At 35.1% G+C, this 26724-nt stretch carries 25 protein-coding genes and 2 tRNA genes; 14 read left to right on the top strand and 13 right to left on the bottom strand.

Translation table 11 applies throughout. The features are described from left to right. Positions 1-23: 23 nt before the first annotated feature. The 6 genes from K0U91_RS07290 to lysA all read right to left on the bottom strand — a co-directional run bounded on the left by K0U91_RS07290 (position 24) and on the right by lysA (position 4764). The gene (locus K0U91_RS07290; protein WP_220178939.1) at positions 24-455 is read right to left on the bottom strand and encodes a hypothetical protein; all 432 of its coding nucleotides are present in this window, start codon (positions 453-455) and stop codon (positions 24-26) included. Between the two features lie 9 nt (positions 456-464). After that, on the bottom strand, positions 465-623 hold the full coding sequence (locus K0U91_RS07285; RefSeq protein ID WP_220178938.1) for a hypothetical protein: 159 nt from the start codon (positions 621-623) through the stop codon (positions 465-467). Positions 624-626: 3 nt separating this feature from the next. Then, a complete protein-coding gene (gene miaB / locus K0U91_RS07280; protein WP_220178937.1) occupies positions 627-2066 on the bottom strand; it encodes a tRNA (N6-isopentenyl adenosine(37)-C2)-methylthiotransferase MiaB in 1440 nt (479 codons plus the stop codon). Between the two features lie 87 nt (positions 2067-2153). Beyond that, positions 2154-2942, bottom strand: coding sequence for a hypothetical protein (locus tag K0U91_RS07275; protein WP_220178936.1), 789 nt, complete (start codon positions 2940-2942; stop codon positions 2154-2156). A 50-nt stretch (positions 2943-2992) separates the two neighbouring features. Next, positions 2993-3481 carry a hypothetical protein gene (locus K0U91_RS07270; protein ID WP_220178935.1) on the bottom strand — a complete coding sequence of 163 codons (489 nt, stop codon included), beginning with the start codon at positions 3479-3481 and terminating at the stop codon, positions 2993-2995. Between the two features lie 83 nt (positions 3482-3564). Next, positions 3565-4764, bottom strand: a complete 1200-nt coding sequence (gene lysA, locus K0U91_RS07265) for a diaminopimelate decarboxylase (protein WP_220178934.1) — start codon at positions 4762-4764, stop codon at positions 3565-3567. A gap of 380 nt (positions 4765-5144) precedes the next feature. Between lysA and K0U91_RS07260 the strand changes: the two genes are divergently transcribed. Beyond that, the gene (locus K0U91_RS07260) at positions 5145-6914 is read left to right on the top strand and encodes a T9SS type A sorting domain-containing protein (RefSeq protein ID WP_219969735.1); all 1770 of its coding nucleotides are present in this window, start codon (positions 5145-5147) and stop codon (positions 6912-6914) included. A gap of 3 nt (positions 6915-6917) precedes the next feature. Here K0U91_RS07260 and K0U91_RS07255 read toward each other — a convergent pair whose 3' ends face one another. Then, positions 6918-8141 carry a 3'-5' exonuclease gene (locus K0U91_RS07255; RefSeq protein ID WP_219969736.1) on the bottom strand — a complete coding sequence of 408 codons (1224 nt, stop codon included), beginning with the start codon at positions 8139-8141 and terminating at the stop codon, positions 6918-6920. A 107-nt stretch (positions 8142-8248) separates the two neighbouring features. Next, positions 8249-9775 (bottom strand): helicase HerA-like domain-containing protein, encoded by a 1527-nt coding sequence (locus K0U91_RS07250; protein ID WP_220178933.1) that lies wholly within the window; start codon positions 9773-9775, stop codon positions 8249-8251. A 286-nt stretch (positions 9776-10061) separates the two neighbouring features. Between K0U91_RS07250 and K0U91_RS07245 the strand changes: the two genes are divergently transcribed. Then, positions 10062-11471 carry an MBL fold metallo-hydrolase gene (locus K0U91_RS07245; protein ID WP_220178932.1) on the top strand — a complete coding sequence of 470 codons (1410 nt, stop codon included), beginning with the start codon at positions 10062-10064 and terminating at the stop codon, positions 11469-11471. 52 nt (positions 11472-11523) lie between these two features. Continuing rightward, positions 11524-11823 carry a thioredoxin family protein gene (locus K0U91_RS07240; protein ID WP_219969739.1) on the top strand — a complete coding sequence of 100 codons (300 nt, stop codon included), beginning with the start codon at positions 11524-11526 and terminating at the stop codon, positions 11821-11823. Between the two features lie 7 nt (positions 11824-11830). On the opposite strand, the gene K0U91_RS07235 is transcribed toward K0U91_RS07240, so the two are convergent. Continuing rightward, complete coding sequence (locus K0U91_RS07235; RefSeq protein WP_220178931.1) at positions 11831-12586, bottom strand: nitrilase-related carbon-nitrogen hydrolase; 756 nt, start codon at positions 12584-12586, stop codon at positions 11831-11833. Positions 12587-12684: 98 nt separating this feature from the next. Here K0U91_RS07235 and K0U91_RS07230 point away from each other — a divergent pair, with 98 nt between their 5' ends. From K0U91_RS07230 to K0U91_RS07210, 5 genes are all read left to right on the top strand, one after another. Then, positions 12685-13125, top strand: a complete 441-nt coding sequence (locus tag K0U91_RS07230; RefSeq protein WP_219969741.1) for a DUF6646 family protein — start codon at positions 12685-12687, stop codon at positions 13123-13125. A gap of 104 nt (positions 13126-13229) precedes the next feature. Next, positions 13230-14576 carry an RIP metalloprotease RseP gene (gene rseP / locus K0U91_RS07225; protein ID WP_220178930.1) on the top strand — a complete coding sequence of 449 codons (1347 nt, stop codon included), beginning with the start codon at positions 13230-13232 and terminating at the stop codon, positions 14574-14576. Positions 14577-14655: 79 nt separating this feature from the next. Next, positions 14656-14729 (top strand) — tRNA-Asn (locus K0U91_RS07220). A gap of 181 nt (positions 14730-14910) precedes the next feature. Then, a tRNA-Asn gene (locus K0U91_RS07215) sits at positions 14911-14984 on the top strand. 594 nt (positions 14985-15578) lie between these two features. Beyond that, positions 15579-18104 (top strand): DUF5686 family protein, encoded by a 2526-nt coding sequence (locus K0U91_RS07210; protein ID WP_220178928.1) that lies wholly within the window; start codon positions 15579-15581, stop codon positions 18102-18104. A gap of 458 nt (positions 18105-18562) precedes the next feature. Here the strand turns inward: K0U91_RS07210 and rpmA are convergent, their stop codons facing one another. After that, on the bottom strand, positions 18563-18820 hold the full coding sequence (rpmA, locus tag K0U91_RS07205; protein ID WP_162087950.1) for a 50S ribosomal protein L27: 258 nt from the start codon (positions 18818-18820) through the stop codon (positions 18563-18565). A 28-nt stretch (positions 18821-18848) separates the two neighbouring features. Beyond that, the gene (gene rplU, locus K0U91_RS07200) at positions 18849-19226 is read right to left on the bottom strand and encodes a 50S ribosomal protein L21 (protein ID WP_219969744.1); all 378 of its coding nucleotides are present in this window, start codon (positions 19224-19226) and stop codon (positions 18849-18851) included. Positions 19227-19352: 126 nt separating this feature from the next. Here rplU and K0U91_RS07195 point away from each other — a divergent pair, with 126 nt between their 5' ends. Beyond that, positions 19353-20441 (top strand): acyltransferase family protein, encoded by a 1089-nt coding sequence (locus K0U91_RS07195; RefSeq protein ID WP_220179065.1) that lies wholly within the window; start codon positions 19353-19355, stop codon positions 20439-20441. A gap of 32 nt (positions 20442-20473) precedes the next feature. On the opposite strand, the gene K0U91_RS07190 is transcribed toward K0U91_RS07195, so the two are convergent. Continuing rightward, positions 20474-20716, bottom strand: a complete 243-nt coding sequence (locus tag K0U91_RS07190) for a hypothetical protein (protein ID WP_219969746.1) — start codon at positions 20714-20716, stop codon at positions 20474-20476. A gap of 131 nt (positions 20717-20847) precedes the next feature. Between K0U91_RS07190 and miaE the strand changes: the two genes are divergently transcribed. The 5 genes from miaE (at position 20848) to K0U91_RS07165 (ending at position 25366) form a co-directional block, all read left to right on the top strand. Next, a complete protein-coding gene (miaE, locus tag K0U91_RS07185; RefSeq protein WP_220178927.1) occupies positions 20848-21429 on the top strand; it encodes a tRNA-(ms[2]io[6]A)-hydroxylase in 582 nt (193 codons plus the stop codon). Between the two features lie 9 nt (positions 21430-21438). Further along, positions 21439-22056: a DUF502 domain-containing protein gene (locus K0U91_RS07180; protein ID WP_220178926.1), complete on the top strand. Its 618-nt coding sequence runs from the start codon at positions 21439-21441 to the stop codon at positions 22054-22056. A 134-nt stretch (positions 22057-22190) separates the two neighbouring features. Beyond that, a complete protein-coding gene (locus K0U91_RS07175; protein ID WP_220178925.1) occupies positions 22191-23117 on the top strand; it encodes a DsbA family protein in 927 nt (308 codons plus the stop codon). 4 nt (positions 23118-23121) lie between these two features. Next, positions 23122-24207 (top strand): FAD-dependent monooxygenase, encoded by a 1086-nt coding sequence (locus K0U91_RS07170; protein WP_219969750.1) that lies wholly within the window; start codon positions 23122-23124, stop codon positions 24205-24207. Between the two features lies 1 nt (position 24208). Beyond that, positions 24209-25366, top strand: coding sequence for a pyridoxal phosphate-dependent aminotransferase (locus K0U91_RS07165; protein ID WP_220178924.1), 1158 nt, complete (start codon positions 24209-24211; stop codon positions 25364-25366). Positions 25367-25400: 34 nt separating this feature from the next. Here the strand turns inward: K0U91_RS07165 and K0U91_RS07160 are convergent, their stop codons facing one another. Next, positions 25401-26600, bottom strand: a complete 1200-nt coding sequence (locus tag K0U91_RS07160) for a PQQ-dependent sugar dehydrogenase (RefSeq protein ID WP_219969752.1) — start codon at positions 26598-26600, stop codon at positions 25401-25403. Positions 26601-26724 lie beyond the last annotated feature (124 nt).

Below are 26724 nucleotides of genomic sequence, written 5' to 3'. Positions count from 1 at the left end.
TTCATCTTGCTGTTTTCTAAGTATTATTTTTTAATATTTAAATCATCCTTATTTCTAATTTTAGCAACTTTACTTTTAAGATCAATGTGATCAGCAAAATCGTTCCGCTTATTTTGTTTTTCAAAGTTTATCAGGATATTCTGATGCTTTTCTTTTGAAGAAAAATCTCCTCCCCACTTTTTATAATAAGGATTGTTTTGTTGTTTCTCTAAAATAGAGTTTCCAATAAGATCGGCCGCATTCTTTTTGTTATGTATTGCAAAACTGCATGCAGATTCCTCATTTAAACAAAACTCTTGTGAATCATCAAACTCGTAATTCAAAAACTGACTATAAATTTCTTGAAACTGTTTAAAGTCAATATTTTTTATAGATTCGTTGTTTGTATGTGCCGAAATATTACTGTAAACTATGACCAGTAATACACTCAGGCAATATTTATGAAATTTTTCCATTGTCTGAGTTTAAAATATTAATAAAATCTTCTTATTAAGCAACAACATAAAAAGGTAAGACAGTGTCTGTCTTTTTTGATCTAAACCAAAAACAGTTTTATTTCTTGCATTTTTCGATAATGCAGAAATATTTTTAAAAATTTGTTTTTTAGTTAAATCTTTATCCATATTTTACTTTGTAACCGTTTCCCCTAAAAGTGTGCCCTGTGTATTATTAAACACAAAAACATCCACAATGTCACCCAATTTCTGACCCTCCAGCATATCAAAAACACAAACAGCATTTTGGGAATTCCTGCCTTTCCACTGGTTTTTATTTTTCTTTGAGACTCCTTCGATCAAAACGCTGTGAACTCTTCCTACGTAGCCTTCCATTCTCTTTCTTGATAATTCGCCTTGTAAAGCAATTACTTCTGCCAAACGGCTTTGTTTAATGTCTGCAGGAATATTGTCTTCCATTTTTTTATGGGCCGGAGTTCCCGGTCTTTCAGAATAAGAGAACATATAGCCGTAGTCATATTCTACTTCTCTCATCAGACTTAAAGTATCCTGATGATCTTCTTCCGTTTCTCCACAAAAACCGATGATCATATCCTGAGAAAACGAAATATCAGGAACGATTTCTTTTGCTTTTCTTACTAATTCTAAATATTCTTCACGGGTGTGTTGCCTGTTCATAGCTTCCAGCATTCTGTTGCTCCCGCTCTGAACCGGCAAATGGCAATAATTACAGATGTTGTCATGTTTTGCCATTGTTCTGAAAACATCGAGGCTCATATCCTGAGGATTTGATGTAGAAAATCTGATTCTCATCTGAGGAACAGCTTTCGCAACAGAATCTAAAAGTTTTGAAAAGTCAACCGCGGTGGCTTTTTGCATTTCTGATGCTTTTGAAAAATCTTTTTTGGGACCGCCTCCGTACCAAAGGTAAGAATCTACGTTTTGTCCGAGAAGGGTAATTTCTTTATAACCGCTTTCCCAAAGACTTTTGCATTCTTCTAAAATTGAGTGTGGATCACGGCTTCTTTCTCTACCTCTTGTAAAAGGAACGACACAAAATGTACACATATTATCGCAACCACGGGTAATCGTTACAAAAGCGGTAACACCATTTCCTCCCAAACGAACAGGATTAATATCCGCGTAAGTTTCTTCTTTAGAAAGAATTACATTGATGGCATCTCTTCCGTCTTCGGTTTCCTTTAAAAGATTGGGCAGATCTCTGTATGCATCGGGACCGACTACTAAATCCACAAGCTGTTCTTCTTCTAAAAATTTAGTTTTAAGCCTTTCAGCCATACAACCTAAGACGCCAACGGTCATGTTGGGTCTTTCTTTTTTAAGATTTTTAAACTGTGCAAGACGCATTCTTACGGTCTGCTCAGCTTTTTCGCGAATGGAACAGGTATTTAATAAAATCAAATCTGCTTCCTCAACTTTCAATGTGGTATTGTAACCCTGATCATTAAGAATAGAGGCAACAATTTCAGAATCAGAGAAATTCATCTGACAGCCATAACTTTCTAAAAATAATTTTTTAGAATTTCCGGTTTTCTCTGCAATGGCAAAAGCTTCGCCTTGTTTTGTTTCGTCTATATATTTTTCCTGCACTATTGTAAAATTTAAAATTTTTGAATTTAAATTATAAATTCAAATTATTTGCAAAGATACAAAATCTTGTGACAGAATGGCAGAAGATTATCGGTATCCATTATTGTACTTATTTTGATTTGTAGATGTACTCAGTCCTTCAACTTGGGTCTGGATATCAAAATTTTGACGCAATGGCTGTCTAAGTCTCGTCTTAAACGGTATACCATTAAAAGTAGCGGGTTGCCATTTTCCTTTTATTCTGGACAGTGCTTTTATCATACTATTTTTGTCACTTGCAGTATAATCACCATCAATTTTGAAATCTTCCATTTCACCTTTTTCATTCACTACAAATGTAAGTACAGTACGTTTATCTTCGTTTTTATTTATTTTAGCCTGAAAAATAGAACTTACTTCACTTCCAAAATCTTCCATTCCTTTTGAGTAAACCGGATTTTTTGTTTCATTTTTACGCGGATCATCTTTTGAATAATATAAATAGAACGGTTTTATTCCAATTTTTGCAATGGCTGCAACAAATTTATCTTGTTTTTTTGCCGGCATCCATCTTTTCAGATAAGGAATCAATTTACGACTGAAATCAAAAGCACATTTATTTCTTTGAATATTTACACTGTCAAAATCTTTCACATAATTAATGGTCGAATTTTCATTTACAAGAATCTGAACTGTGTATTCTTCAGAAATGTTTTCACAAGGTAGAAATTTATGTTCTTTAACAATTTTTACCAACTCTTTATTCAATTCATTTATTCCGCCTGCATAAAAATCCTGACCAATGGGATATTGATCTAAAACATCTCTTTGGGCAAATACTTGATTGCCTGAAAGAATACTAATAAATAATATAACACGATATATCATTGTACTCATTTTATAATATGTTTCTTCAAAATTTCACAACTATTGAACGCTTATCAATGTTATAAATCTGTAGTTATAGAAGTTAAATTCATTTTAATTTTAATCTGTGAGGTGACCGATTTCCCATTACAGCTTGCCGGAATCCAGTTTTTTTTGATTCTTCTCAATATATATTTCATATCGTCAAAAAAAATCTCACTATTTGAAACTTTTGGATAACCTTCCATATGAGTCAATTTTCCGTTTTCGTCAATGATTAATGTGAATGTAAAATCTCCGTTCAGTACATAAAATTCAGAATTGAGATAATCATACATGTAATTTTTCAGTATTTCTTTATAAGCCGGAATTCCTCCTTCTATATGAAGCGCTTTAAAATCATTACACTTTTTCACTGCAACCTGCAAAAGAGGCTCCCGAATGTCTATTTTTAAAATACTCTTATTGTTTTCGGTCATCATATTATGATCGTCTCTTTCTTCAACATCATACTGTGCCAATGCAAGATTTGATATGAAAATTCCTAAAAATAATGCAAGTGTTTTCATAAGATTATTTTAAAACAAAATTACGGCAAAAAAAGAAACCTCACAGACTTGTAAAGTTTCTTATAAAATATTTTTAACGTGGATTATAGTACTTCAATCTGATTTCTCAAAAGATCTTCAAATTCGTCTCTTTTTCTAATCAGATGCGCTTTTCCTTCTAAGAAAAGAACTTCGGCTGGCTTTAATCTTGAATTGAAGTTGGTACTCATTTCAAAACCGTATGCTCCTGCTGTGTGGAAAGCCAAAACATCACCTTCTCTCACTTCATTAAGTTTCCTGTCCCAGGCAAAAGTATCAGTTTCACAGATGTTTCCGACTACCGTATAGATTCTTTCAGCACCTTTTGGATTTGATAAATTTTCAATGGTGTGGTAAGAATCATAGAACATCGGACGGATCAAATGATTAAATCCTGAATTCACGCCCACAAAAACTGTCGCTGTAGTCTGCTTGATCACATTTGCTTTTACCAATAAATATCCGCACTTTCCTACAAGAAATTTCCCCGGCTCAAACCAAAGCTCAAACTTTTTTCCGGTCTCTTTAGAAAAATCTGAAATTGCTTTTTCAACCTTCTTTCCTAACGCCTTCACATCAGTTTCCATGTCGCTTTCCTGATATGGGATCTTAAAACCGCTCCCCATATCCAGATATTTCAGATTCGGGAAATGCTCAGATAATTCAAGCATAATTTCAAGAGCCTGCAGAAACACTTCAGGATCTTTGATTTCGCTTCCCGTATGCATATGAAGCCCTTCCACATTCAGATTTGTACTTTTCATGAGTCTTTCGATGTGACGCATCTGGTGAATTGAAATTCCGAATTTTGAATCGATATGTCCGGTGGAGATTTTATGATTTCCACCAGCGTAAATATGTGGATTGATTCTTACAAAAATGGGATAGGTATTTCCGTACTTGTTCCCGAACTGCTCAAGAATCGAGATATTGTCGATATTAATGTGAACTCCATGTTGCATCGCTTCTTCAATTTCAGCCAGATCAACACAATTGGGTGTAAAAAGTATTTTTTCCTTAGTAAAACCTGCCTTTAAACCCAATTTCACTTCACTGATCGATACGCAATCCAAAGAAGCGCCTAGATTCTTTATGTATTTTAAAATATTGATGTTCGTTAGAGCTTTTGCAGCATAAAAGAACTTGGTGTGCTTTAAAAAAGAGGATGTAAGCTTTTCGTATTGATTTTTAATAGATTCTGCGTCGTAAACATACAACGGTGTTCCAAATTCATTGGCAATCTTTAATAATTCTTTTGGGTTCATAATTTTAATTTAGCATAAAAAAAGACAGATTCTTCGAAAAGAGTCTGCCACATTAATTATTTTTTATGCAACGCAACTCTTAGGTATTCCAAACCTTTGAAAACTTTACAGCTCCCTTTTTTCCGGTTTGTTTTTGTTTAAAATTTTGCATTGCTATTTTATTCTTTTGCAAAAATACTATTTATTTTGAGAAATCGTATTTGAAATGGATTTTCTTGTTTAATTAAGTACAAATCTTGCATTAAAAGTCAAACTATTTTATAATAAAAGCTTAAAAAACATATTCGTGTCAAGATTAAGAATTGTTATTCACTATATTTGGATAAAATTGAATGAAGATATTTTATTATTTTCGTGTTTCATCTCATCAACAAAATTATATGGAAAAAATTTTTAAAGTCCTGGTCTTTTTTTGTTCTGTTACAATCGCCGCACAAACATTTAATTATGAGAGAACATGGGCAACTCACATAGGTCCTGTAGATTCAATTATTGACAGAATTTTTTTTGATACTCAAAACAATATATATCTTGAAGGCATTGCTTATAATTTTACCAACGGGAACTCTTCTGTCCCGGTATCGTATTACAATCAATTTGTAAGTCCGGGATTACAGAATTTTACTCCGGGCACTACCAATAATTTTTCTGCCAAAATATCATCCGGCGCAACTGCTATTTTAAGTTATTCTTATAATCCTCCGGTGAAAAAAATATATCATCGCGAAAAAAACGGCAACTATTATCAGAGAGAATTTTATACTTCACCGGTTACTGTAAATTCAAATGTCTGGTTAACATCTAATGTCGAACCCGGAAACAACCAGATTATCTTAGCCAAATATAATGCAAGCGATGTTTTACAGTGGAAGACCTATATACCTGCAATAAGTGAGATAAAAACAGACAATGCGGGAAATATATATCTTTCAGGGAGTACTTTATGGCAGAATTTGGGCGATCCGGGAACCGCATTTCCCTCTTTCACTTTACCAAATGTTGCAGGAAATATTGTAAAATCTAATGTGTATGTGACAAAACTCAATGCTCAGGGTGAAAAAATTTGGTCAACCTACATTCCGTCACAAAATTACGCTGGTTTTGACGTGAATAGTGAAAATGTATTTGTAATCACCAATGATGAAATTAATGCAAGTGATGCCAATCTTGCTACAGCAGGAACTTTTCAGCAAACAAAAGTCAGAGGGGCGATTACCAAACTCAATGCTATTACCGGCGCCAGAACTTGGGGAACCTATTACGGATTTTCAAATGGCTCAACCGTAGATCGATTAGTAGCTTCGGAAGATGCTGTCTTTGTTTTGGGAACAACCAGCACGACATACGGAAATCCAGGTTCGTATTTTGCTACACAGGGAGCATTTCAAGCTCAGATTAATGGAAACTCAGATTACTTCTTAGCTAAATTTGACCAGTCGGGAAACAGAGTTTGGGGAACCTATTATGGAACTCCTACTGATGAATATTTTTACGGAGCGACAGGAAATCTCTGCCTTTCGGGTGATAAATTACTATATGCGTATTTACAATCCGGAACTTATAACCATTCTACACCAGGAGCATATCTCAATACAAAACCAAGCAATGCACCCGATATCACTTTTACAATGTTTAATACAAACGGAAACAGACTTGTAACCTCTTATTATGGTGGACCTCCTCCCCCGAACAACAACATCAGCTGGGCAGTACGTGCAGAATTCTCTGAGACAGAAGATGCTTTTTATCTTTTCGGAACCACCAACGCTCAGTCTGGGCACACCACACCCGGAGCTTTACAGCAAAACATAATTTTTCCAAATGCAGGTAATGCAGGTATTTCAGCGTTTATTACAAAATTTTCAGCTAAGTCTTTATCTACTTCCGAAACTTCATTAGCAGGAGATTTAATACTATTTGATAATCCCAACAACGGAAGATTCTCACTGAAAGGGAATGTTCTTAAAAAGGAAAACTGCAGTTTCAAAATTTATGATATGTCTGGTAGATTTGTTGCAGAAGAAAAATTATCTAATAGTGAGATACAGCAGTTTAATTATCAGACTGTTTTAAAAACAGGAAATTATGTTTTGTCGGTCCTAAATTCGAATAATAATATGATCAAAAATTTTAAAATGATCGTGAAATAAAGATTATTTCGGCAAAGGTAAAGTTTCAAAATCACCGCGAAGTAATCCTAATTGCAATTCATTAGTGAGATCAGAAGAAGACAAGGGTAGATCTACCTTCAATTTTGATATTTTGCTCCATGACTGTATTTGGGTAAATAAATCATAAAAACCATAAGAAACAACCTTCCCGTTTTCTATAATCAGGAATAATTTTTCACCTAATTTTCTTCCCGGCCCAAGCCAAAGTTCATTCCTCCTTCTGAAATCGATTTTCTTTTTAAATATTTCGACATCAGCAAATTCGTCAATTTTTCCGATAAACTGAACGGCTTTCGAACCTTGTGTAAAAGAGCTGAATTTCAAAATTGGCTTTTCCTGCTTATTGAGCGTATTTTTTTCTACAATGTATTTGTGATTTCTGAAGTATAAGCCAAATGGAAGAATTTCCCGTTTTTTGATGTATTTAGAATTTTGTATCAGTTTTGCAATGATGTTGGTGCCCGTCAGTTCAAAATTAATCTGCTCAACTTCCTGCTGTATTTCTTCAAACTTTTTTGATTTAGAATTAAAGAGCTTTTTAGAAAACTTATTAATATCCTGCACATGATCAGAAAAAATTATTTTCCCAGATTCGTTCTGAAAATATACAAATCCTTTTTCGCTTGGTAAATCTTGGGTTAAAAGCTTGATTTTGTTGATATAACTTTTTGCATTGGTCTCATCGTGTTGCTCCTGGATAATTTCATTTTCAGTGTCTTTTGAAACCAAAAGTTTAAACAATTCCAAAGTCGCTCTTGCATCACCTTCTGCACGATGGGCATTGACAAGAGGAATTCCCAATGACCGCACTAATTTCCCCAATGAATAGCTTACCTCATCCGGAATCAGTTTTTTAGCCAAAGGAATCGTATCTAAAGTATTGATTTTGAAATCATAACCAAGACGCTGAAACGACTGGCGCAGCATTCTGAAATCAAAATCTATATTATGACCCACCAAGGTTGTGCCTTCCGTAATTTCTATGACCCTTTTAGCCAATTCATGAAATTTTGGGGCAGTTTTTACCATTTTTGGGCTGATATTGGTTAATTTTTGCACAAAAGGCGTAATATCACTTTCAGGATTGACAAGAGAAATAAACTGATCAACAATTTTATGACCATCATATTTAAAAATGGCGATATCGATGATGCATTCTTTTCTAAAACCTGCACCATTACTTTCTATATCTATTATTGAATACATTTATTTTCCTTATCTAACTAATAAAAACCTGAAGCATACAATCCCAGCATACAATCATATTCTGCTAAAATAATCAAAATACATTAAATATTGCAAAAGATGAATGATTATCTCTTTCTCCCGCCTAATCCAAACATTCCTAGAATTGCTTTTGCACCTTCGCGCATCAACGTATTGGCGAAGGTTCGTCCTGCGCGGCTTTTCAGTACCTGTTCAAACATTCCGGGTTCTTCTTTAATGGGCTTTGTTTTTTGCGCAGGCGCAGAATTTTCAACTGCCTGCTCCATTCTCTTTATTAAAATTTCGTATGCAGAATCGCTGTCAATTCGTTTTTCGTATTTAGAAACCAGTGCAGATCTTGATGTCAAATCTGAAATTTCAGCATCATTCAAAACATCCATTCTTGACTCCGGAGAAATAAGATAGGTATGAACTAAAGGTGTTGGTATGCCTTTTTCATCCAAGGCGGTGATGAAAGCTTCGCCGATACCTAAATTCTGAATTAATTCGGAAGCATTGTAAAAATCTGTCGTGGGATAGTTCTCAACAGCTTTAGAAATTTCTTTTTTATCTTTTGCCGTAAAGCCTCTCAGCGCATGTTGAATTTTTAAGCCTAATTGAGAAAGCACATTTTCTGGAACATCACCTGGAATTTGGGTGATAAAATAAATTCCGACTCCTTTAGAACGAATAAGCTTTACCATTGTTTCTATTTGGGAAGCCAAAGCTTTTGAAGCTTCATCAAAGATCAAATGCGCTTCATCGATGAACAAGACTAACTTTGGCTTTCCACGGTCACCTTCTTCAGGAAAAGTCATATAAATTTCAGCAAAAAGAGAAAGCATAAATGTTGAAAATAGCTGCGGTTTGCTCTGAATATCAGCAACTCTTAAAATATTGACCACCCCCTTTCCGTCTCTTGTTTCAAGCAAATCATGAACATCAAAACTTAATTCTCCAAAAAAATCTGCAGCTCCCTGTTGTTCCAAAGCCACAATTGATCTTAAAATTGTTCCCAGAGATGCAGAAGCGATAGATCCGTAATTAGCTGACAATTCGGCTTTCCCTTGCGGATTATCCGTTACATATTGAAGGACTTTTTTTAAATCGTTCAGATCGATTAAAGGCAAACCTTTGTCATCACAATATTTAAAGACAATTGACATGATGCTTTGCTGGGTATCATTCAGCTCTAAAATTTTACTTAATAAAACAGGCCCGAATTCGGTGACGGTAGCACGCAATTTCACCCCTTTTTCACCGGAGATGCTCATCAATTCAACAGGAAAAGCCTGCGGATTATACGGAAGCTGTGTTTTTGCATAGCGCTCCTCAATAATCGAATTCATTTGCCCAGATACTGCAATGCCTGAAAAATCTCCTTTAATATCTAAAACCAAAGATGGAATTCCTGCATGAGAAAGCTGTTCTGCGAAAACCTGAAGCGTTTTGGTTTTTCCGGTTCCGGTAGCTCCGGCAATCAGACCGTGACGGTTGATGGTTTTTAAAGGAATCGTAACGTTGACTTCTGTAATTACATCACCATCCAACATTCCTTTTCCTAAAATGATGTGTTCTCCTTTGGGAGTATATCTTTGTGTAAGCTCGTCAATAAATTTTGTTTTTTCTGCCATTTGATATTTTTAGATTTTAAAGGTAATTATTTTTTCAAAATCTGGAGTTTCAATCTTATGAATTTCTTAGTCACTAAATTTAAATGAATCTAGTTAAATATGATAAATACAGTCTGTCATTATAATATAGTTATAATTTATTTCTTTCTGTCTGACATTTAACAACTTCCATATAGATTGAAAAAATGGGAATTTTAATATTGAAAGAAACTATCAATCAGAATTATCATTTCTTTATAATAAATCCATTACTTTGTATCTTTATAATTATTTTAAATTAGACTCAATGAAAATTGAACAAATATATACAGGCTGTTTGGCACAAGGTGCGTATTATATTGTATCAGGAAACGAAGCTGCAATTATAGATCCACTGAGAGAAGTAAAACCTTATCTTGATCGTCTTGCAAAAGATCATGTTACCTTAAAATATATATTTGAAACTCATTTTCATGCAGATTTTGTTTCGGGACATTTAGATTTAAGCAAAAAAACTGATGCTCCCATCGTTTATGGTCCAACTGCAGAACCAGATTTTGAAGCAATTATTGCAGAAGACAACCAGATTTTTGAAATCGGAAAAATAAAGATAAAAGTACTCCACACTCCCGGTCACACAATGGAAAGTACGACTTACCTTCTGATCGACGAAAATGGTGTAGAAACCGCAATTTTCACAGGAGATACTTTATTTTTGGGTGATGTGGGACGTCCGGACCTTGCTCAAAAAGCAGGAACTCTGACCCAGGAGGATCTTGCAGGAATTTTATACGAAAGTTTACATAGCAAAATTTTACCGCTGGACGACAGCATTACAGTTTATCCGGCTCATGGTGCAGGTTCGGCTTGTGGTAAAAATATGCAGAAAGAAACCGTTGACATTCTGGGCAACCAAAGAAAAACCAATTATGCCCTCAATCAGCCGGATAAAGAATCTTTTATCAAAGAAGTCCTTGATGGCTTGACAGCTCCACCGAAATATTTCGGAATGAATGTCGCAATGAATAAAGGCGGCTACGAAAGTCTTGATGATGTGATGACCAAGGGATTAAATCCTGTTTCTGTAGAAGATTTTGAAAGTTTTGCCGAAGAAACCGGAGCTTTGATTCTAGACACAAGAGGTCCTTCAGACTTTCATAAAGGATTTATTCCGAACTCTATTAATATTGGATTAAAGGGGGATTTTGCGCCATGGGTCGGAAACCTCATCGTAGATGTTAAATACCCGTTACTTTTGGTTGTAGATGAAGGAACAGAAGAAGAAGTTATCACAAGACTAAGCAGAGTTGGTTTTGATAATGTTTTAGGATATCTAAAAGGTGGCTTTCAGTCATGGAAAAACTCTACAAAAGAAATTGACGAAGTAAGAAGAATTTCCCCAGACGAATTTGCTGAAAAATTTAATGAAAATTCAAAAATTATCGACGTCAGAAAACCTACAGAATATTTCTCAGAACATATTGATAATGCATACAATAAACCTTTAGATGAAATCAGCGATTGGGTTTCAACGATTGATGATTCTGAACATTTCTTCGTGCATTGCGCAGGCGGTTACAGAAGCATGATTGCGGCAAGCGTTCTTAACTCACACGGAATCAGAAACTTTACTGAAATAGAAGGTGGATTTAACGGAATTAAGAAAACAGGTAAACTTACTACTTCTGACTTTGTATGTCAGTCTAAAACATTATAAGTAAGAAAGATTATTTGGAATTATTTTTGCACAAAATATTTTAAAATTTGTTATGTCACAAAAATTTCAGGAACTGATAGATTCGGAAAGACCCGTATTGATCGACTTTTTCGCAACATGGTGCCAACCTTGCAAAGTGCAGTCATCAGTTTTAACGACTGTAAAAGAAAAGATAGGTGAAGGTGCAAGAATTGTGAAAATAGATGTCGATCAGTACCCTGCAATCGCATCTCAGTACGGTGTGCGAGGGGTTCCGACTTTGGCAGTTTTCAAAAAAGGAGAATTGCTGTATAAAGAAAGCGGCGTGCATGATGTAAACCGATTGACACAGCTTTTGGAGCAGTATATTTAGGATTTAGCTAATCAATCTTAATTTCAAAATCATCCCTGTCATTCAAAAACTGAAAATGATTTCTGACATTTTTTAATTTTTCTAAATTCAATTCCGCAGAGACTAAATTTCCACTTTTTTCACCGATTTCTTTTCCGTCAGCGAAAAAGCAGTGCGAACTTTCTCTGTAAAAAAGATCATTCCCGTCTGTTCCGATTCTGTTTAAACCAAAAACATAAGATAAATTTTCAATCGCTCTCGCTTTTAAAAGATGTTCCCAAGCTTCCACTCTTTTCTCCGGCCAGTTTGCAACATATAAAATTGCATCATAATCATCATTATTTCTTGCAAAAACAGGAAATCTTAAATCATAGCAAACCTGCAGCAGAAAACGAATTCCAAGATATTCCACAATCACTCTTTCTTTTCCGGGAGTGTAAATTTTATCCTCGCCAGAAAAAGAAAATAAATGTCGTTTATCGTAGAAAGTAACTTCAGAATTTGGTTTTACAAAATACATTCTATTATAAAATTTTCCGCCAGATTCTACAGAAGCACTTCCACAAAAAGCAGTATTTTTCTCTTTTGAAATCTTTTTTAGAAATTCAAGAGATTCTTCATTTTTATCCGAAACTTCGGCTGCATCCATACAAAAACCAGTAGAAAACATTTCAGGAAGAAGAAATAAATCCGCTTCTTGATTTTGAAACTGATTTTCAATTAATTTAAAGTTTTCTGCCTTATCTTTCCAGATAATATCCTGATTTAATCCTGTAATTTTCATATTTCGATTTCAAAACTTGTATAAAATTACAGCTTTTAATTGGTTTCGGTTTTATTTTTGCTGCAAATTGTCATTAGTAATAATTTAAAATAAAATCTATGAAGAAATTGGTTTTTATGTTGATGCTTATGCTTTCGGGAGCAACAGTCAACGCACAAGCCTGGACAGGAAAAGGAGATCAGAAAGTAAATTTGGGTCTTAACGCATGGGGTTACGGAACAGGAATTACCGCTACATACGATTACGGTCTGAATCAGTTTTTATCTGTTGGAGCAGGAGCAAATGCGTATTTTGACGGCTACAAAGACAACAATAAAGATAATAGAGTGTTTATTTTCGGAAGAGTTAATTTTCATTTAAAAGAAGCTTTAGATCTTCCTGAAAAGCTGGATATCTATCCCGGAATTGATTTAGGAGTTCTCGGACGTGACTTCGGAATCGGTGCTCATATCGGCGCAAGATATTTCTTTACAGAAAGAGTGGGCGTTTTTGCAGAGGTAGGAAACAATGGAAGCCTTGGAGTTTCTTTCAATTTCTAAAAATTAAATATAATATGTGACAAAGCTTCTCATTTAGAGGAGTTTTTTTATTTGGCATCCTTTTGATAATTATTACCTTTGCAATTAAAATCTAAAAACAATTAATGGAATTAGCAATTAAGATCTTTCAATTTATATTAAGCATATCTATCTTAGTCATTCTTCACGAGCTTGGGCATTTCTTACCCGCCAAATATTTCAAAACCAAAGTAGAAAAATTTTATCTGTTCTTTGATCCATGGTTTTCTGTAGTAAAAAAGAAAATTGGTGAAACAGAATATGGTATCGGCTGGCTTCCTTTCGGAGGCTACGTAAAAATTGCCGGAATGGTAGACGAAAGCATGGATACCGAGCAATTGAAGCAACCTGCTCAGCCTTGGGAATTCAGAGCAAAACCGGCTTGGCAAAGACTGATCATTATGATGGGCGGGGTTACAGTAAACTTTTTCCTGGCCTGGATAATTTACGGATGTCTTTCATTTTTCAATGGTGAGACTTCATTTGACACGGCGAAAGTTGATGCTCCGATGAACTATACAAGTGTTGCCAAGGGAATGGGTTTTCAGGATGGAGATAAAATTTTAAAAGTTGACGGCAAAACTCAGAATAACCTTGACAAACTAGCTTTAGACGTCTTATTGAGCGACGAAATTACTGTTTTGAGAAACGGTAAAGAAATTACTTTTCCAACCAATGATGATGGTAAAGCAATGGCTTTCAGAGACGAAAATCCCAAAGCATTTCTTACACCACGCTTTTCTGCGGTAATCGACACGATTATCAATCCTAAAACAGCCGCAGCAGGTTTGAAGGTTGGAGATCAGGTGGTATCTGTCAACAATCAGAAAATTAATTATTACGATGAATTGCAAGCCGTAATTACAAAAAATGCCAATAAAAATCTTAATGTTGAAGTTGTAAGAAATGGTGTAGTTCAGCCATTGACGCTTCCTGTTTCAAAAGAAGGGACGTTAGGAGTTTCATCTTATAAACAGATCCAAAAGTATTACGAAACAAAACATTTTACTTTCGGAGAATCAATCGGAAGAGGCTTCACGAGAAGTATTGAAAGTTTGACGTATCAGGTAAAACAGTTTAAACTCATCTTCAACAAAAAAGTTCAGGGCTACAAAAAAGTAGGCGGTCCTTTGGCAATCATCAAAAATATGCCTGTTGACAAAGCAAAAGACGGTAGCGTTTCTGTAGATTGGGCAGCTTTCTGGAGTTTTACAGCAATGTTTTCGGTTTGGTTGGCATTTTTGAACTTGATTCCTATCCCGGGATTGGACGGAGGACATGTTATTTTTACCTTATACGAAATGATTGTCGGTAAACCGGTTCCACAAAAGATATTAGAAAATGCACAAATGGTTGGAGTTATCTTCCTGTTAGGATTGATGTTACTGATTTTCGGAAGTGATATCTTCAAGATAGTAACAGATAAATTCTAATTTTTTTTAAAAAATAAATAAAAAACTTGTGTGGTATAAATATCAGTCCTATATTTGCACCACCTAAAAATAGGGACATTCCTCCTTAGCTCAGTTGGTTAGAGCATCTGACTGTTAATCAGAGGGTCCTTGGTTCGAGCCCAAGAGGAGGAGCAGAAAAGACTTACAGCAATGTAGGTCTTTTTTGATTTCAATACTTTCCTGTTTCAATTTATTTTTAAATTTAAATTCCTGAAAAATAATCTGATAGCCTATTTCAGGTAATTTTGATGAAAAAATATTTGTTTGATATTATTTTTCATATTATATTTGCATCACCTTAAAAGAGGGAAATTCCTCCTTAGCTCAGCTGGTTAGAGCATCTGACTGTTAATCAGAGGGTCCTTGGTTCGAGCCCAAGAGGAGGAGCAAAACCACAATCTACAATGATTGTGGTTTTTTTATGTATTGCCCTTACAGTCTATTCTCAGAAACTGATGATAAATTCTACATCGGATATACAATCTTCGAAGGAACGACTTATGAAAGATAACCAGCAGGAAAACTTAATACATTCACACGAAATTCCTTCCGTGGAAAACAGCCGCACTTTTGAGGTTTCCGATGATAAACTATGCGATGCAGATTGAAAGTTTTATAAAAAACAAAAATCCAGAAAATTTAGAGAAGTGCTTTGTGACAAAGATTCTCGTTTGTCTGGAATTTTAGCTCAGTTGGTAAGAGCCCTGGAACCTTTGGGATTATTCAGAGGTCTCCCGCTGTTACGGAGCCCAAGAGGAGGCGCAAAGGACTTACAGGAATGTATATCTTTTTTGATATAATACTTTCATACAGCAACACTTCTTCTATTTATTAAATATCGCCTTTAAGCTTTACCTGAGTGCATTATTCGTAGTTTAATTTTTGTTACATTTGCAGTTTTGTAAACGTCTTTAAAAAACTTTAAATTTTAATCATAAACAGCACAGTTTTTGTTTAGCTAAATGCTCGAAGATACGAATGATGTCAACCAATCAACTTAAATACAGTTTTTTATATATTTCTCTTTTTATCACCAGTCTTTTTCATGCTCAAAATACAGCAAACGGAAAGATTGTAGATGCAAAAAATAATAAAGAAATCATCGCAGTTGAGATCTTTATCAACGACAGTAATGTTCCGGTTCTCACTACCAAGTCAGGAAGTTTTATCATACAGTCTGACAGCATCATTTACAAACTTAAATTTCAGAAAAAAAACTATGCTCCCGAAAGTATAGAAATTACTCCTGAAAAAAGTAGCAATCTTATCATCAAGCTATCTTCTGAAAAGGTAAGCAGCATAGAAGAAGTCGTTATTCACAACGAAAAAACAAAATTCAAAAACAAAAAAGAAAATCCGGCATACCGAATTATGCAGGAAGTCTGGAAACGTAAAAGAAACAATGGACTTGATAAATTTGATACGTACACCTATAAAGAGTACGAAAAGATTCAGTTTGATGCCAATAATCTCGACAGTGCTTTTATGCATCGAAAAATATTTAACAAACTAGATTTCATCTTTGATTATGCCGATTCTACTGCAAGAGGAAAAATGGCGCTTCCTATTTTTTTAAATGAATCTATCTATACCAATTTCGGACAAAATAAGCCCGGCAAGAAAACTAAAAAGCTTCTCATAGCACAAAAAACATCCGGGTTTCAAGATAATCAGGTGATTGCCATTACAGCGAAAAACCTTTATCGTGATATTAATATTTATGATAATACTTTAAATTATTTCGATATCGGATTTCCTAGTCCGGTGGGGACTGATGGTTTTAGCACATACGACTATAATTTGGTTGATACGATCTCTGTACGGGGCGAACAGGCATACAAAATACGGTATCTGCCAAGAAGAACTGAAGTGTTGGCTTTTCAGGGATATCTTTATATTGATACTGATTCTTATGCAGTTTTAGGGGCAACTTTAAAATCTACTAATAAAATTAATGTCAACTTTATCAATTCTATATCTACTGAACTGGAATATGATAATCCTGACGATGAAACTTTTTTGCCTAAAAAATTTATTACAGAAATCGAAATGACTCCGTTTTCAAAAAAGAAAACAGCAAAAGGTCTGGTTGCCAAACGGACCGTTGATTTTTCTGAATATGACTTTAATAAACCTCTTGATGACTCAGTTTTCACTAGAAAAGAAGAAGAATACGACCCCAAATTTGTAGATAAAGATGATGCCTATTGGGTAAAAGCACGACCAGATTCACTTTCAAAAACAGAACAGGGTGTGTATGAAATGCTCGATAAGCTACAACAAACCCCAAAATTTACACGTATTGTAAAACTCTACGAAACCCTTGCCTCACAACATTATAACATTACAAAAGGCATTGACATTGGTCCTATCTTTTCGATTTATGGAAAGAATGAAGTAGAAGGCGATAGAATAAGATTGGGTGCAAGAACGTATTTCGGACAGAACGATCCGTGGAGAATTCAATTTTACAATGCTTATGGTTTTAAAGATCACCAATTCAAATACGGCGTTGAAGGACGATATATGTTCAATAGGGTCAATCGCTTTATGGTAGGAGCAGGAACCAAGAGAGACATTACCCAGTTAGGTGTACAGTTGACAACCGAAGATGGTATTATGTCCCGTTCATTTGCTTCCTCGACCGTTTTTGCAAGAGGAGAAAACGCTTCTCTAAGTTCTGTGAATCAGACGAGCATTTTTACTTCTATTGAGCCCTGGAAAAACTTTCAGGTAAGAATTGACGGAACCTTGCAAAGCATTAAATCTGCCAATCCATCAGCCTTCAGTTTGATGTATTATCGAAACGGCGATTTGAGAAAAACGACCAATGATTCTCATGTAACCATCAGTTTAATTGCAAGACCTGGAGCAAAATTCTCACAAACCGGAGTTGACCGATACGAACATGGAACGTTAGCGCCAACGATTGTTTTAAAATATACTAGAGGTATTGAAGGTTTGTTTAATGCAGATTTTAATTATAATAAATTGCAGTTTATGTTTTATAAGCCTATTCTTCTGGGAAGCTGGGGTAAAACATTGCTTAATTTTGAAGCCGGGAAAAACTTTGATACTGTTCCATTGGCATTACAAAACGTGATACCAGGAAACCAGTCATATGGATTGGTTGCAAATACTTTTGCACAGCTCAATTATTATGAATTTGTGGCTGACACCTATTCTACGCTTCACGTAGAGCATCACTTTAATGGTAAAATACTTTCTTTCATCCCTCTTATTAAGAAGTTAAAATTGAGAGAGGTTGCATTCATAAGAGGTGCTTACGGATCTTTAAGTGATGCATCAAAAAACATCAATGTAGAAAATCTGAAATATTCTGCACCCGATGAGCAGATTTACTATGAATACGGATTTGGTATTGAGAATATCGGTTTCGGAAATATCCGAATTTTCCGTGTAGATTTTAACTGGCGAGGAAATTATTTAGACAGACCGGATGCTTCGAAATTTGGAATTAAAGCGGGTTTCCAGTTTAATTTTTAAAGGTTAGCATTTTATTCTTTAATGATGAGACAGCTGAACTTTTCACATGCTTTACCTATCGGAAATCATATTTTTTCAGTACAATATCACTTATTTTATTACATTAAAAACGACAAGATAAACTAACATAATTCCAAGGCTTTAGTTTTTTTTATCGTTTTTTATTTCAACACTTTATATTTCAAATGAGATAGAGCTTTATATAATATTTCAAATTACAAATGGTTTTAGTCTTTATACCCCATTTTTAAATTCTGACCTGATATATTGGAGTTTTAAAAATTCTTTTTTATCTAAAATTTTAGGACAAACTTTTTTATAACAGCTAGTTTAGTTTTGGGTTTTGGCGGCGGGCTCCGCCCGCCGCCAAAACCCAAAACTAAACACAACACAGCAGGACACAAAAAAACCTCAACAAAAATGCTGAGGATTTTTTATTTTATAAAACGCTTACTTAATTATGCGTTTGGTTCAATAGATACGTAAGATCTGTTGTTTGCTTTCTTTCTGAAAACTACTTTACCGTCAACAAGTGCGTGCAAAGTGTGATCTTTACCCATACCCACATTGTTACCTGGGTGATGTTGAGTGCCTCTTTGTCTGATAATGATGTTACCAGCAATAGCTTCTTGTCCACCGAAAATCTTTACACCTAATCTTTTAGAATGAGATTCTCTACCGTTTTTGGAACTACCAACTCCTTTCTTGTGTGCCATTTTATTTTAAGGTTTTTTGGTTTAACAATTATTCTGCGCTTTCAGCGTCAGCTTTTTTAGTTGTTTTTTTCGCAGGTTTTTCTTCTTTCTTACCTTCAAAACCTGTAATACCAGTAATTTTGATTTGAGTTAAAGATTGTCTGTGACCGTTTTTCACTTCATAACCTTTTCTTCTTTTCTTTTTGAAGATGATTACTTTATCAGCTTTTACGTGGTCTAAGATCTCTGCCTCTACAGTGATACCGCTTACAGCTGGGGCGCCTACAGTGATTGCTCCGTTTACAGTAAGAAGAATTTTATCAAAAGATACTTTTCCTCCTTTGTCTCCTTTCAAACGGTTCACAAACAACTTCTGGTCTTGCTCAACTTTATATTGAAGCCCTGCTATTTCTACAATTGCAAACATTGTCTATAAATTTTTAGTTAATTCGAGGTGCAAATGTACTGATTATTTTTAGATTATATAATACAAATTTTAAATTTTTTCGTTAATCTAAAATATTTACATTTGAGAGATTATTACACACCTAAAATGAACAGAGATCTCTACATTGATTTTGCGAAAGGTTTAGCCACACTTTCCATTATTTTTATTCACACGGCATTTTGGTCCGGCCAGTTTTATATAATTCCTGAAATCCGGGTATTTTCGTTGGTTTTTGATGTCGCACTTTTCTATGCTTTGAGTGGAATTACTTCTGGCAACAATCTAGAAAAAACTCTGTATCGATTATTAAAACTGCAGATTACGTACATGATTTTTGTAACCCTTCTGTTCTTTTTAGATTATTTCTTCAAAATTTTCGGGCTTGCTTTTTTCTCACTCGAGTGGCTGCAAAGCTTCTACTCCACTTTCGGTTCAAAATATGCTGCGACAAGCATTTCATCAGTCCCGCAATGGCAGAATTTGGGAAATTGGTATCTTCACGAGTATTCAAACGCAGATACATTTCCTGTTGTGATGGGAAGTTTCTGGTATCTCAAAGTTTATTTTATCCTGACGGTTTTTGGAGTTTTAATCTTAAAATTCTTTCCGAAACACGTCAATTGGTTTATCGGAATCTGTATTGCCTTAACTTTAATATTTAATATTTTCCCGGAAATATATCCTACAGGACAGGTAGGTTATGTTGCATTTTACATGACGGTTTTCTTAGTTGGTAACAGATTGAGAGACAAAAAAATACCTACAAAGATGATTCCGGTACTTTACGGATTGGTCGCAGCTGCATTATTTTGGATGTTCTGGCATTATGGAAATGAGATATTTTTCAAAATCAATAAACAGAAATTCCCACCGCAGACTCCGTATATTATCTGGACTTTGTTTTCATTAACCACTCTATTTGTTTTGTACAACAGGCTAAAAATTACGAAAGAAAATTTCGTCACCCATATCGGTAAAAACGCGATCTTCTTTTATTTCGGACAGGGACTCAGCTCCTCTCTGGTTTATTTTCTGGTAGTTCCGATGAAAGAATTGATGCCTTGGTGGGTTTTAATGATTTTAATTTATACTATCAACATTGTTTTAGCCTTCTTTATCGCAACAGGCCTAAAGAAATTTGATGCTTTTGGCTGGAAAATTTTAGAATTTCTGCGTAAAAAAACCGCTCAATAACTATTGAGCGGCTAGCTTTTTTCAGAAAGTTATTAAATATCCTTTCTGTTGTTTCCACTTCTTACAAGAACTGCTACCAAAACAATAAAAAGAATTGCTCCGATAATAATGTAAGTAGGATTTGTATACCATTCTTCTGTGGTGGTAGTAGTTGTAGAAGAACTCACTTTTGAGTCAGTTACTGCTTCCTGAGCTGATGCTACGATACCAAATAGTAATGTGATCATCGTTAATGCAAAATTCTGCATTTTCTTAGTAATTTGTCTAATTTCCATAGTATATAAATTTAATGTTAAATATTGCAAACCAACTTTATGCCACAATTAAAAAATGAGGAATTTTACAAATAAAAATAGCATTATTAAATGTAGATTTTATTAATTAAATTTACAGAAATTTTTAAATCATGTTTAAGTTGAAACTTCCTACTGACCCAAGGTGGGCAAACATTGCAGAAGACAACATTCAGGAAATTTTAACTGATCACGCCTGGTGCGAGCAAAAAGCCGCCACTAACGCGATCGGACTTATTACTATGCTTCCGGAGCGTCCCGATATCGTTACAGAGCTTTTGGCAATTGCTCAGGAAGAGCTTGAACATTTTGGTCAGGTGCTTGAGATCATCAAAAAACGCGATTACACTTTTGGCCGTACCAGAAAAGACGATTATGTCAACGAATTGGTCAATTTTATCCAAAAAGGAGGCCACAGAGACACTTTAATTGTTGATAAAATGCTTTTTGCCGCGATGATTGAAGCGAGAAGCTGTGAGAGGTTTAAAGTTTTAACAGAAAACATCAAAGACGAAGAGCTAAAAACATTTTATAAAGAACTCATGATTTCTGAAGCCAATCATTATACAACTTTTATTGGCTTTGCAAGAGAATTGGGTGATCCCGAAAAAGTAAATAAACGTTGGGAAGAATGGCTAGAATATGAGGCCAAAATCATAAAATCTTACGGAAATAAAGAAACCATACACGGCTAAAAAAATCAATTGAAAAAACTGACTTTTGAAAATATCACCAATTTTTTCCTGAAAAATTTCTTTCAGGGACTATTAATTATCGGGCCAATCGGGTTGACGATCTTTGTGATATGGTACGTGATTTCTTCAATTGATAATATCATCCCATCCATCGCAAAGCACATTCCTGGGTTAGTTTTTATCTCAACTTTGTTTTTCACAGCTCTTTTAGGCTATCTCGGAAACAAATTTGTAGTCGGCAGATTTTTCGTGGATGCCATTGACCTGGTTTTAGAAAGAACGCCGGGTATAAAGCATATTTATTCGCCAACAAAAGACGTAATGTCGTCATTTGTGGGTGATAAGAAAAAATTCAATGATCCTGTATGGGTAAAAACTAATGAAACTCCGGAAATATGGAGAATTGGCTTTCTTACTCAAAAAGAAATGGCTGATGTTGATAAACACAATTTTGTAGCAGTATATCTTCCGCATTCGTATGCTATTTCGGGCTGGGTTATTGTAACTGAAGAAAAAAACATAAAGCCTGTCTTAGGAATGACAGCTGCTACAGCAATGAAATTTGCGGTAAGCGGCGGTGTGGCAGGTTTTCATTCTGATGACAACGTATTTAAGGCTCCGGAGTAAAATTCTTTCACAATAACTTCCTGTTATTATCTTTACTTTCTTAAATATTATGTTAAATCAAAATTCATCTTACCGTGGATATTACTTTAGTGACATTTTTAACTTTATTTTTTAATCTAATAAATTCTAATCATATGAATAATAATCCTCTCCTTAATTGCGATGCCGAAAAAGGTGTGTGCGAAATTTTAGAAACACCTGGTGCAGAATCTTCTTCTAATCAATTGGAACAGACAAATACAGATAAAATAAGCATCATTTATTATACGGATCCTATCTGCTCATCTTGCTGGGGAATAGAACCTCAGCTGAGAAAGCTGAAACTAGAATACGGAGAAGCTATTGACATAGATTATCGTATGGGCGGGTTATTGCCATCATGGGACATTTACAATTCCGGAGGAATCAGTAAACCGAGTGATGTTGCCGGTCACTGGGAAGAAGTAAGCCCTCACTACAGAATGCCTATCGACGGCGGTGTCTGGATGGAAGACCCGCTTAACTCTTCATATCCTCCTTCTATAGCAGTCAAAGCAGCACAAATGCAGGATAAAAAGAAAGCTGTTGTGTTTATGAGAATCATAAGGGAAATGGTATTTCTTGATAAATTAAATATTACCAACACAGAACATTTAGAAAAAGCAGCTGAAGCAGCTAGATTGGACGTAACTCAATGGAAAGAAGATTATGAATCAGCTGCTCAGATTGAGTTTAAAAAAGACCTTGATCTGGGCAGACAGCTAGGCGTAAGAGGTTTCCCCACTTTAATTTTTGTAAAAGACAACGAAATGACCGATATTTTGTACGGTTTCAAGCCTTATGAGGATTTTGAAAAAAGACTGAAGAAAATCAATCCTGAAGTTCAGAAAAAAGAATACTCGAAAGAATGGCAAAATTTATTCGCCGCTTATCCTACATTGACGACTCAGGAATTTGCAGTTTTAGCCGATATTTCTTTTGAAAAAGCCCAGGAATTTTTACTGAACCTCTCTGATGAATCAAAAATCTCTCGTAAAAAAATTAAGAATGGAGATCTTTGGCTAACTAAAACAAGCAATTAAAGAAATGAGCACAGTTGCAATTATAGGAGCCGGAGTTTCGGGTTTAAGCATGGCAAATTATTTAGAAAAAAATAATGTCGATTACCATATTTATGAACGTAGAACCAAGGATGATTTAAAAGGTCACGGCTTTATTCTCCCAAAAGAGGGCATAGAGTATCTTTCACAGATCATCAATATTGATGAGCTTTACACGAAAGGAAGCTTTTTAAAAAAGTATGTGCATTATGGTCATAAAGGAGATGTGATTTCAGAAAAAGATCTGGATAACGTTTTCGTGATTTCCAGAAGTACATTGATTGAAGTTTTGAGTAAAAATATTCCGCTTCAAAAGATTTCTTACGAAAACACCCTTGCTCTTTCGGGGTTTTCTGACGGTAAAGCGACTATGCAGTTTGAAGATTATTCATCTTTGCAGGCAGATATCGTAATTGCCTCGGATGGTTCACGAAGCAGGATCAGAAGACAAATCTTTCAGGACGAAGTGATGAAAGCTGTTCTTGAAAATGAAGTGGTCAATATAATTGAAAATGAAGAACTTGCCAATCAAATCGAGCACAATTTTCTTAAATTTCATCATGAAGACGGTGGTTTAACATTCGGCGTATTAAAGCTTTCTTCCACAAAAATTCTTTGGTACTGCCAGTTTGATATTTCTAAATTTTTCATTAATGAAGATTACACTCCGGATTGCATCAGACAATTTATGATGGATAATTTTGGAAACTGGAACCCGTTGGTTTCTTCTATAATTAACCAGTCAAGCTACGAAAACGCTCATATCTGGAGAGTGTATGAGCTGGAAAAGCTGAATGATTTTTATTACAAAAATATAGCGTTTATTGGTGATGCAGCGCATCCTCTGATTCCTTTTACCAGCCAGGGCGTTACCTCTGCTCTTAAGGATTCTTATATTCTGACAAATCTGATTTTGGAAGAAAATAATATCAACACGGCGTTCAAAAAATATGAGGAAGAAAGAAAACCTGAAATAGAAACTCATATAAAAAACGGAAGAATATTACTCAATCAGTTTCTTTTACCTTTAGATCAACAGCCAAAAGACACCTTACCAATCTCTTACAAATAATATGTTTACAAATAAAGATATCAATTTCGAAGCCCTGAAAAGAAAAGCCTACAACGGCAGATGGGCAACGCTGGAAGAAGGAATTATTCCGTTAACGGCTGCAGATCCAGATTTCAGAATGTCACATGAGATCGAAAAGGGAATTATCGACTATATAAAAGACGGTTATTTGAGCTACGGCCCTTTTTCCGGGCTTCCGGAATTTAAAAAAAGTGTTGCGAAACATTTTAATACAGAAAAAAACGGAAACTTTACACCTGAGAATGTTCTAGCTGTTAACAGTGCTGCAATGGGGATGTTTATGGTTGCAAAATATGTATTAAATCCCGGTGATGAAGCCATCATTTTTGATCCTGTAGATTTTCTTTTCAAAAAAACTGTCGATGCCGTAGGTGGGGTTTTGAAATTATGTCCTGTTGATTCTAAAACCGGCGATATTGATTTTGAGACGCTGATTTCTCTAATTGGTCCAAAAACTAAACTGATCAGTATCTGCAACCCTCACAATCCGGTTGGAAGAGTGTATTCAAAGGAAGTTTTAAAAAAGATTTCCGAAATTGCCGCTGCACATGATTTATGGGTGATGAGTGACGAAATCTGGAGTGACATTATTTACGATAATATTGAATTTAACACATATTCTTCTGTTTCTGAAGAAGCAAAAAATAAAAGCTTTACCGTTTTTGGTTTCTCGAAATCTTATGGTATTGCAGGTTTAAGAATCGGAGCGGTTTTGTGCAATGATCAGGAACTTCTGGATGATTTTACAGAAAAATCTCAATTCAATTCTACCATTGAAGGGGTTTCTACACTATCACAAATTGCGGCAAGCGTAGGTATCGAAAAAGGAAAGCCGTGGTTTAATGATTTTCTGGCGCACCTCCAGCAAAACAGAGATCTTGCGTTTAATATGCTGAGCAATTCCGGTATTTTGACACCGAACTCTCCAGAAGCCACGTTTGTGATTTTTCCTAAAATAGAAAACGGAATGTCTAGTGATGATTTCGCACAACATGTTTTAAAACAAGGTAAAGTTGCTGTAGTTCCCGGGTCTGAACGATGGTTCGGAAAAGGCGCAGAAGGACATATCAGAATTTGTTTTTCCACTTCACAGGAACTCTTGACTGAAGGTCTAAACAGAATCATTAAAAGTTTTTAAAAAACAATGCCTGAAAAATTTTTCAGGCATTGTTTTATTTTTTTGAAATTCTATAGAGTTTTCCGCTATCGGTAATTCCGTAGAGATTTCCATCCATTCCGTTCAAAACGTCACGAAATCTTTCTTTCTGGTCGAGAAGTAATCGTTCTTCTCCTACCACTTTATTATTTTTCATTACAATTCTGTTGATGTGCTGACCGCTGAGGCATGCAATGAATAAATTATTTTTCCACTCTTCAATGTTTCCGGTGTAGAAAGTAACCCCACTCGGTGAAACTACGGGATCCCAATAATATACTGGCTGTTCGGTTCCAGCTTTTTGTGTGGTTCCATTGTTGATTTTTTCACCTGAATACTCGATTCCATACGTTACATCACCCCAACCGTAATTTTTTCCGGGCTGGATCAAATTGATTTCGTCCCCGCCTCTCGGTCCCATTTCGATATCCCAAAGCTGACCTTTTTCGTCCATTGCCAAGCCTTGAGGACTTCGGATTCCGTATGCGAAAATTTCAGGCTTATATCCGTCTTTTCCAATAAAAGGGTTTCCGGGCGCCGGTTTTCCGTCTTTGGTAATCTTTAAAATCTTTCCCAGATAATTATCGGTTTTCTGAGCATACACTCGGGTTTCTTTATCAGATCTTTCTCCGGTACTTACAAACAGACTTCCGTCTTTGTCAAATTGCAAACGGCTGCCATAATGTTTGTCGCCATCATAAGAAGGTGTCGCACGGAAAATCACTTTTACGTCAGAAATACTTTTCAAATCATCGGATAGTTTTCCTTTTGCAACTGAAGTTAAATTTCCATCTCCGAAAGGTTCAGAAAAAACAAAAAAGATCATATTATTTGTTTTAAAATCAGGATCTAATGCAACATCCAACATTCCGCCCTGACCTTTAGCATCAACTTTAGGAAAGCCTTCAATTTTAGAAACCTGCTTTCCGTCGGCTGAAACGACGTTAATAAATCCTGATTTTTCTGTAATTAAAAATCTTCCATCCGGCAAATTGATGATTCCCCACGGTTTTCCGAGAGATGCATTTAAAATGTCAACTTTATATGGAGTTTCAGTTTTTATGGTTGCAATCCGGGTTTGTCCTTCAAATGCGGGTTTGTAGTCCGTATTTGCTTTTTCTACACTTGCGGATGGCTTGCTGGGCTTTCCTTTTCCCTGACATGAGACAATCATGGTAGCTGAGACCAATAAAATGGGTATGAGAATTTTGTTCATAATAATTATTTAAAGTGGTTGTGACTGTGAGTGTAAAAATAATGCCATAAAAATTATACAGAAAAGTTTATTGAAAATATATTATTAAATAACAAATAGTTGGAGTATGGAAGTTTTGAATTTA

The sequence above is a fragment of the Chryseobacterium sp. LJ668 genome (assembly GCF_019613955.1).
Taxonomy (GTDB): domain Bacteria; phylum Bacteroidota; class Bacteroidia; order Flavobacteriales; family Weeksellaceae; genus Chryseobacterium.
The sequence above is the reverse complement of the archived record's forward strand: the minus strand, read 5'-3'. Positions and strand labels throughout refer to the sequence as shown.

Coding starts and splice junctions, on each gene's coding strand:
- miaE (WP_220178927.1), top strand. CDS start 20,848: ATGTTTAAGTTGAAACTTCCTACTGACCCAAGGTGGGCAAACATTGCA.
- K0U91_RS07245 (WP_220178932.1), top strand. CDS start 10,062: ATGAAAATTGAACAAATATATACAGGCTGTTTGGCACAAGGTGCGTAT.
- K0U91_RS07160 (WP_219969752.1), bottom strand. CDS start 26,600: ATGAACAAAATTCTCATACCCATTTTATTGGTCTCAGCTACCATGATT.
- K0U91_RS07175 (WP_220178925.1), top strand. CDS start 22,191: ATGAATAATAATCCTCTCCTTAATTGCGATGCCGAAAAAGGTGTGTGC.
- K0U91_RS07275 (WP_220178936.1), bottom strand. CDS start 2,942: ATGAGTACAATGATATATCGTGTTATATTATTTATTAGTATTCTTTCA.
- K0U91_RS07290 (WP_220178939.1), bottom strand. CDS start 455: ATGGAAAAATTTCATAAATATTGCCTGAGTGTATTACTGGTCATAGTT.
- K0U91_RS07210 (WP_220178928.1), top strand. CDS start 15,579: ATGTCAACCAATCAACTTAAATACAGTTTTTTATATATTTCTCTTTTT.
- K0U91_RS07260 (WP_219969735.1), top strand. CDS start 5,145: ATGGAAAAAATTTTTAAAGTCCTGGTCTTTTTTTGTTCTGTTACAATC.
- K0U91_RS07165 (WP_220178924.1), top strand. CDS start 24,209: ATGTTTACAAATAAAGATATCAATTTCGAAGCCCTGAAAAGAAAAGCC.
- K0U91_RS07235 (WP_220178931.1), bottom strand. CDS start 12,586: ATGAAAATTACAGGATTAAATCAGGATATTATCTGGAAAGATAAGGCA.
- rplU (WP_219969744.1), bottom strand. CDS start 19,226: ATGTTTGCAATTGTAGAAATAGCAGGGCTTCAATATAAAGTTGAGCAA.
- rseP (WP_220178930.1), top strand. CDS start 13,230: ATGGAATTAGCAATTAAGATCTTTCAATTTATATTAAGCATATCTATC.
- K0U91_RS07285 (WP_220178938.1), bottom strand. CDS start 623: ATGGATAAAGATTTAACTAAAAAACAAATTTTTAAAAATATTTCTGCA.
- lysA (WP_220178934.1), bottom strand. CDS start 4,764: ATGAACCCAAAAGAATTATTAAAGATTGCCAATGAATTTGGAACACCG.
- rpmA (WP_162087950.1), bottom strand. CDS start 18,820: ATGGCACACAAGAAAGGAGTTGGTAGTTCCAAAAACGGTAGAGAATCT.
- K0U91_RS07230 (WP_219969741.1), top strand. CDS start 12,685: ATGAAGAAATTGGTTTTTATGTTGATGCTTATGCTTTCGGGAGCAACA.
- K0U91_RS07190 (WP_219969746.1), bottom strand. CDS start 20,716: ATGGAAATTAGACAAATTACTAAGAAAATGCAGAATTTTGCATTAACG.
- K0U91_RS07195 (WP_220179065.1), top strand. CDS start 19,353: ATGAACAGAGATCTCTACATTGATTTTGCGAAAGGTTTAGCCACACTT.
- K0U91_RS07270 (WP_220178935.1), bottom strand. CDS start 3,481: ATGAAAACACTTGCATTATTTTTAGGAATTTTCATATCAAATCTTGCA.
- K0U91_RS07170 (WP_219969750.1), top strand. CDS start 23,122: ATGAGCACAGTTGCAATTATAGGAGCCGGAGTTTCGGGTTTAAGCATG.
- K0U91_RS07255 (WP_219969736.1), bottom strand. CDS start 8,141: ATGTATTCAATAATAGATATAGAAAGTAATGGTGCAGGTTTTAGAAAA.
- K0U91_RS07250 (WP_220178933.1), bottom strand. CDS start 9,775: ATGGCAGAAAAAACAAAATTTATTGACGAGCTTACACAAAGATATACT.
- K0U91_RS07240 (WP_219969739.1), top strand. CDS start 11,524: ATGTCACAAAAATTTCAGGAACTGATAGATTCGGAAAGACCCGTATTG.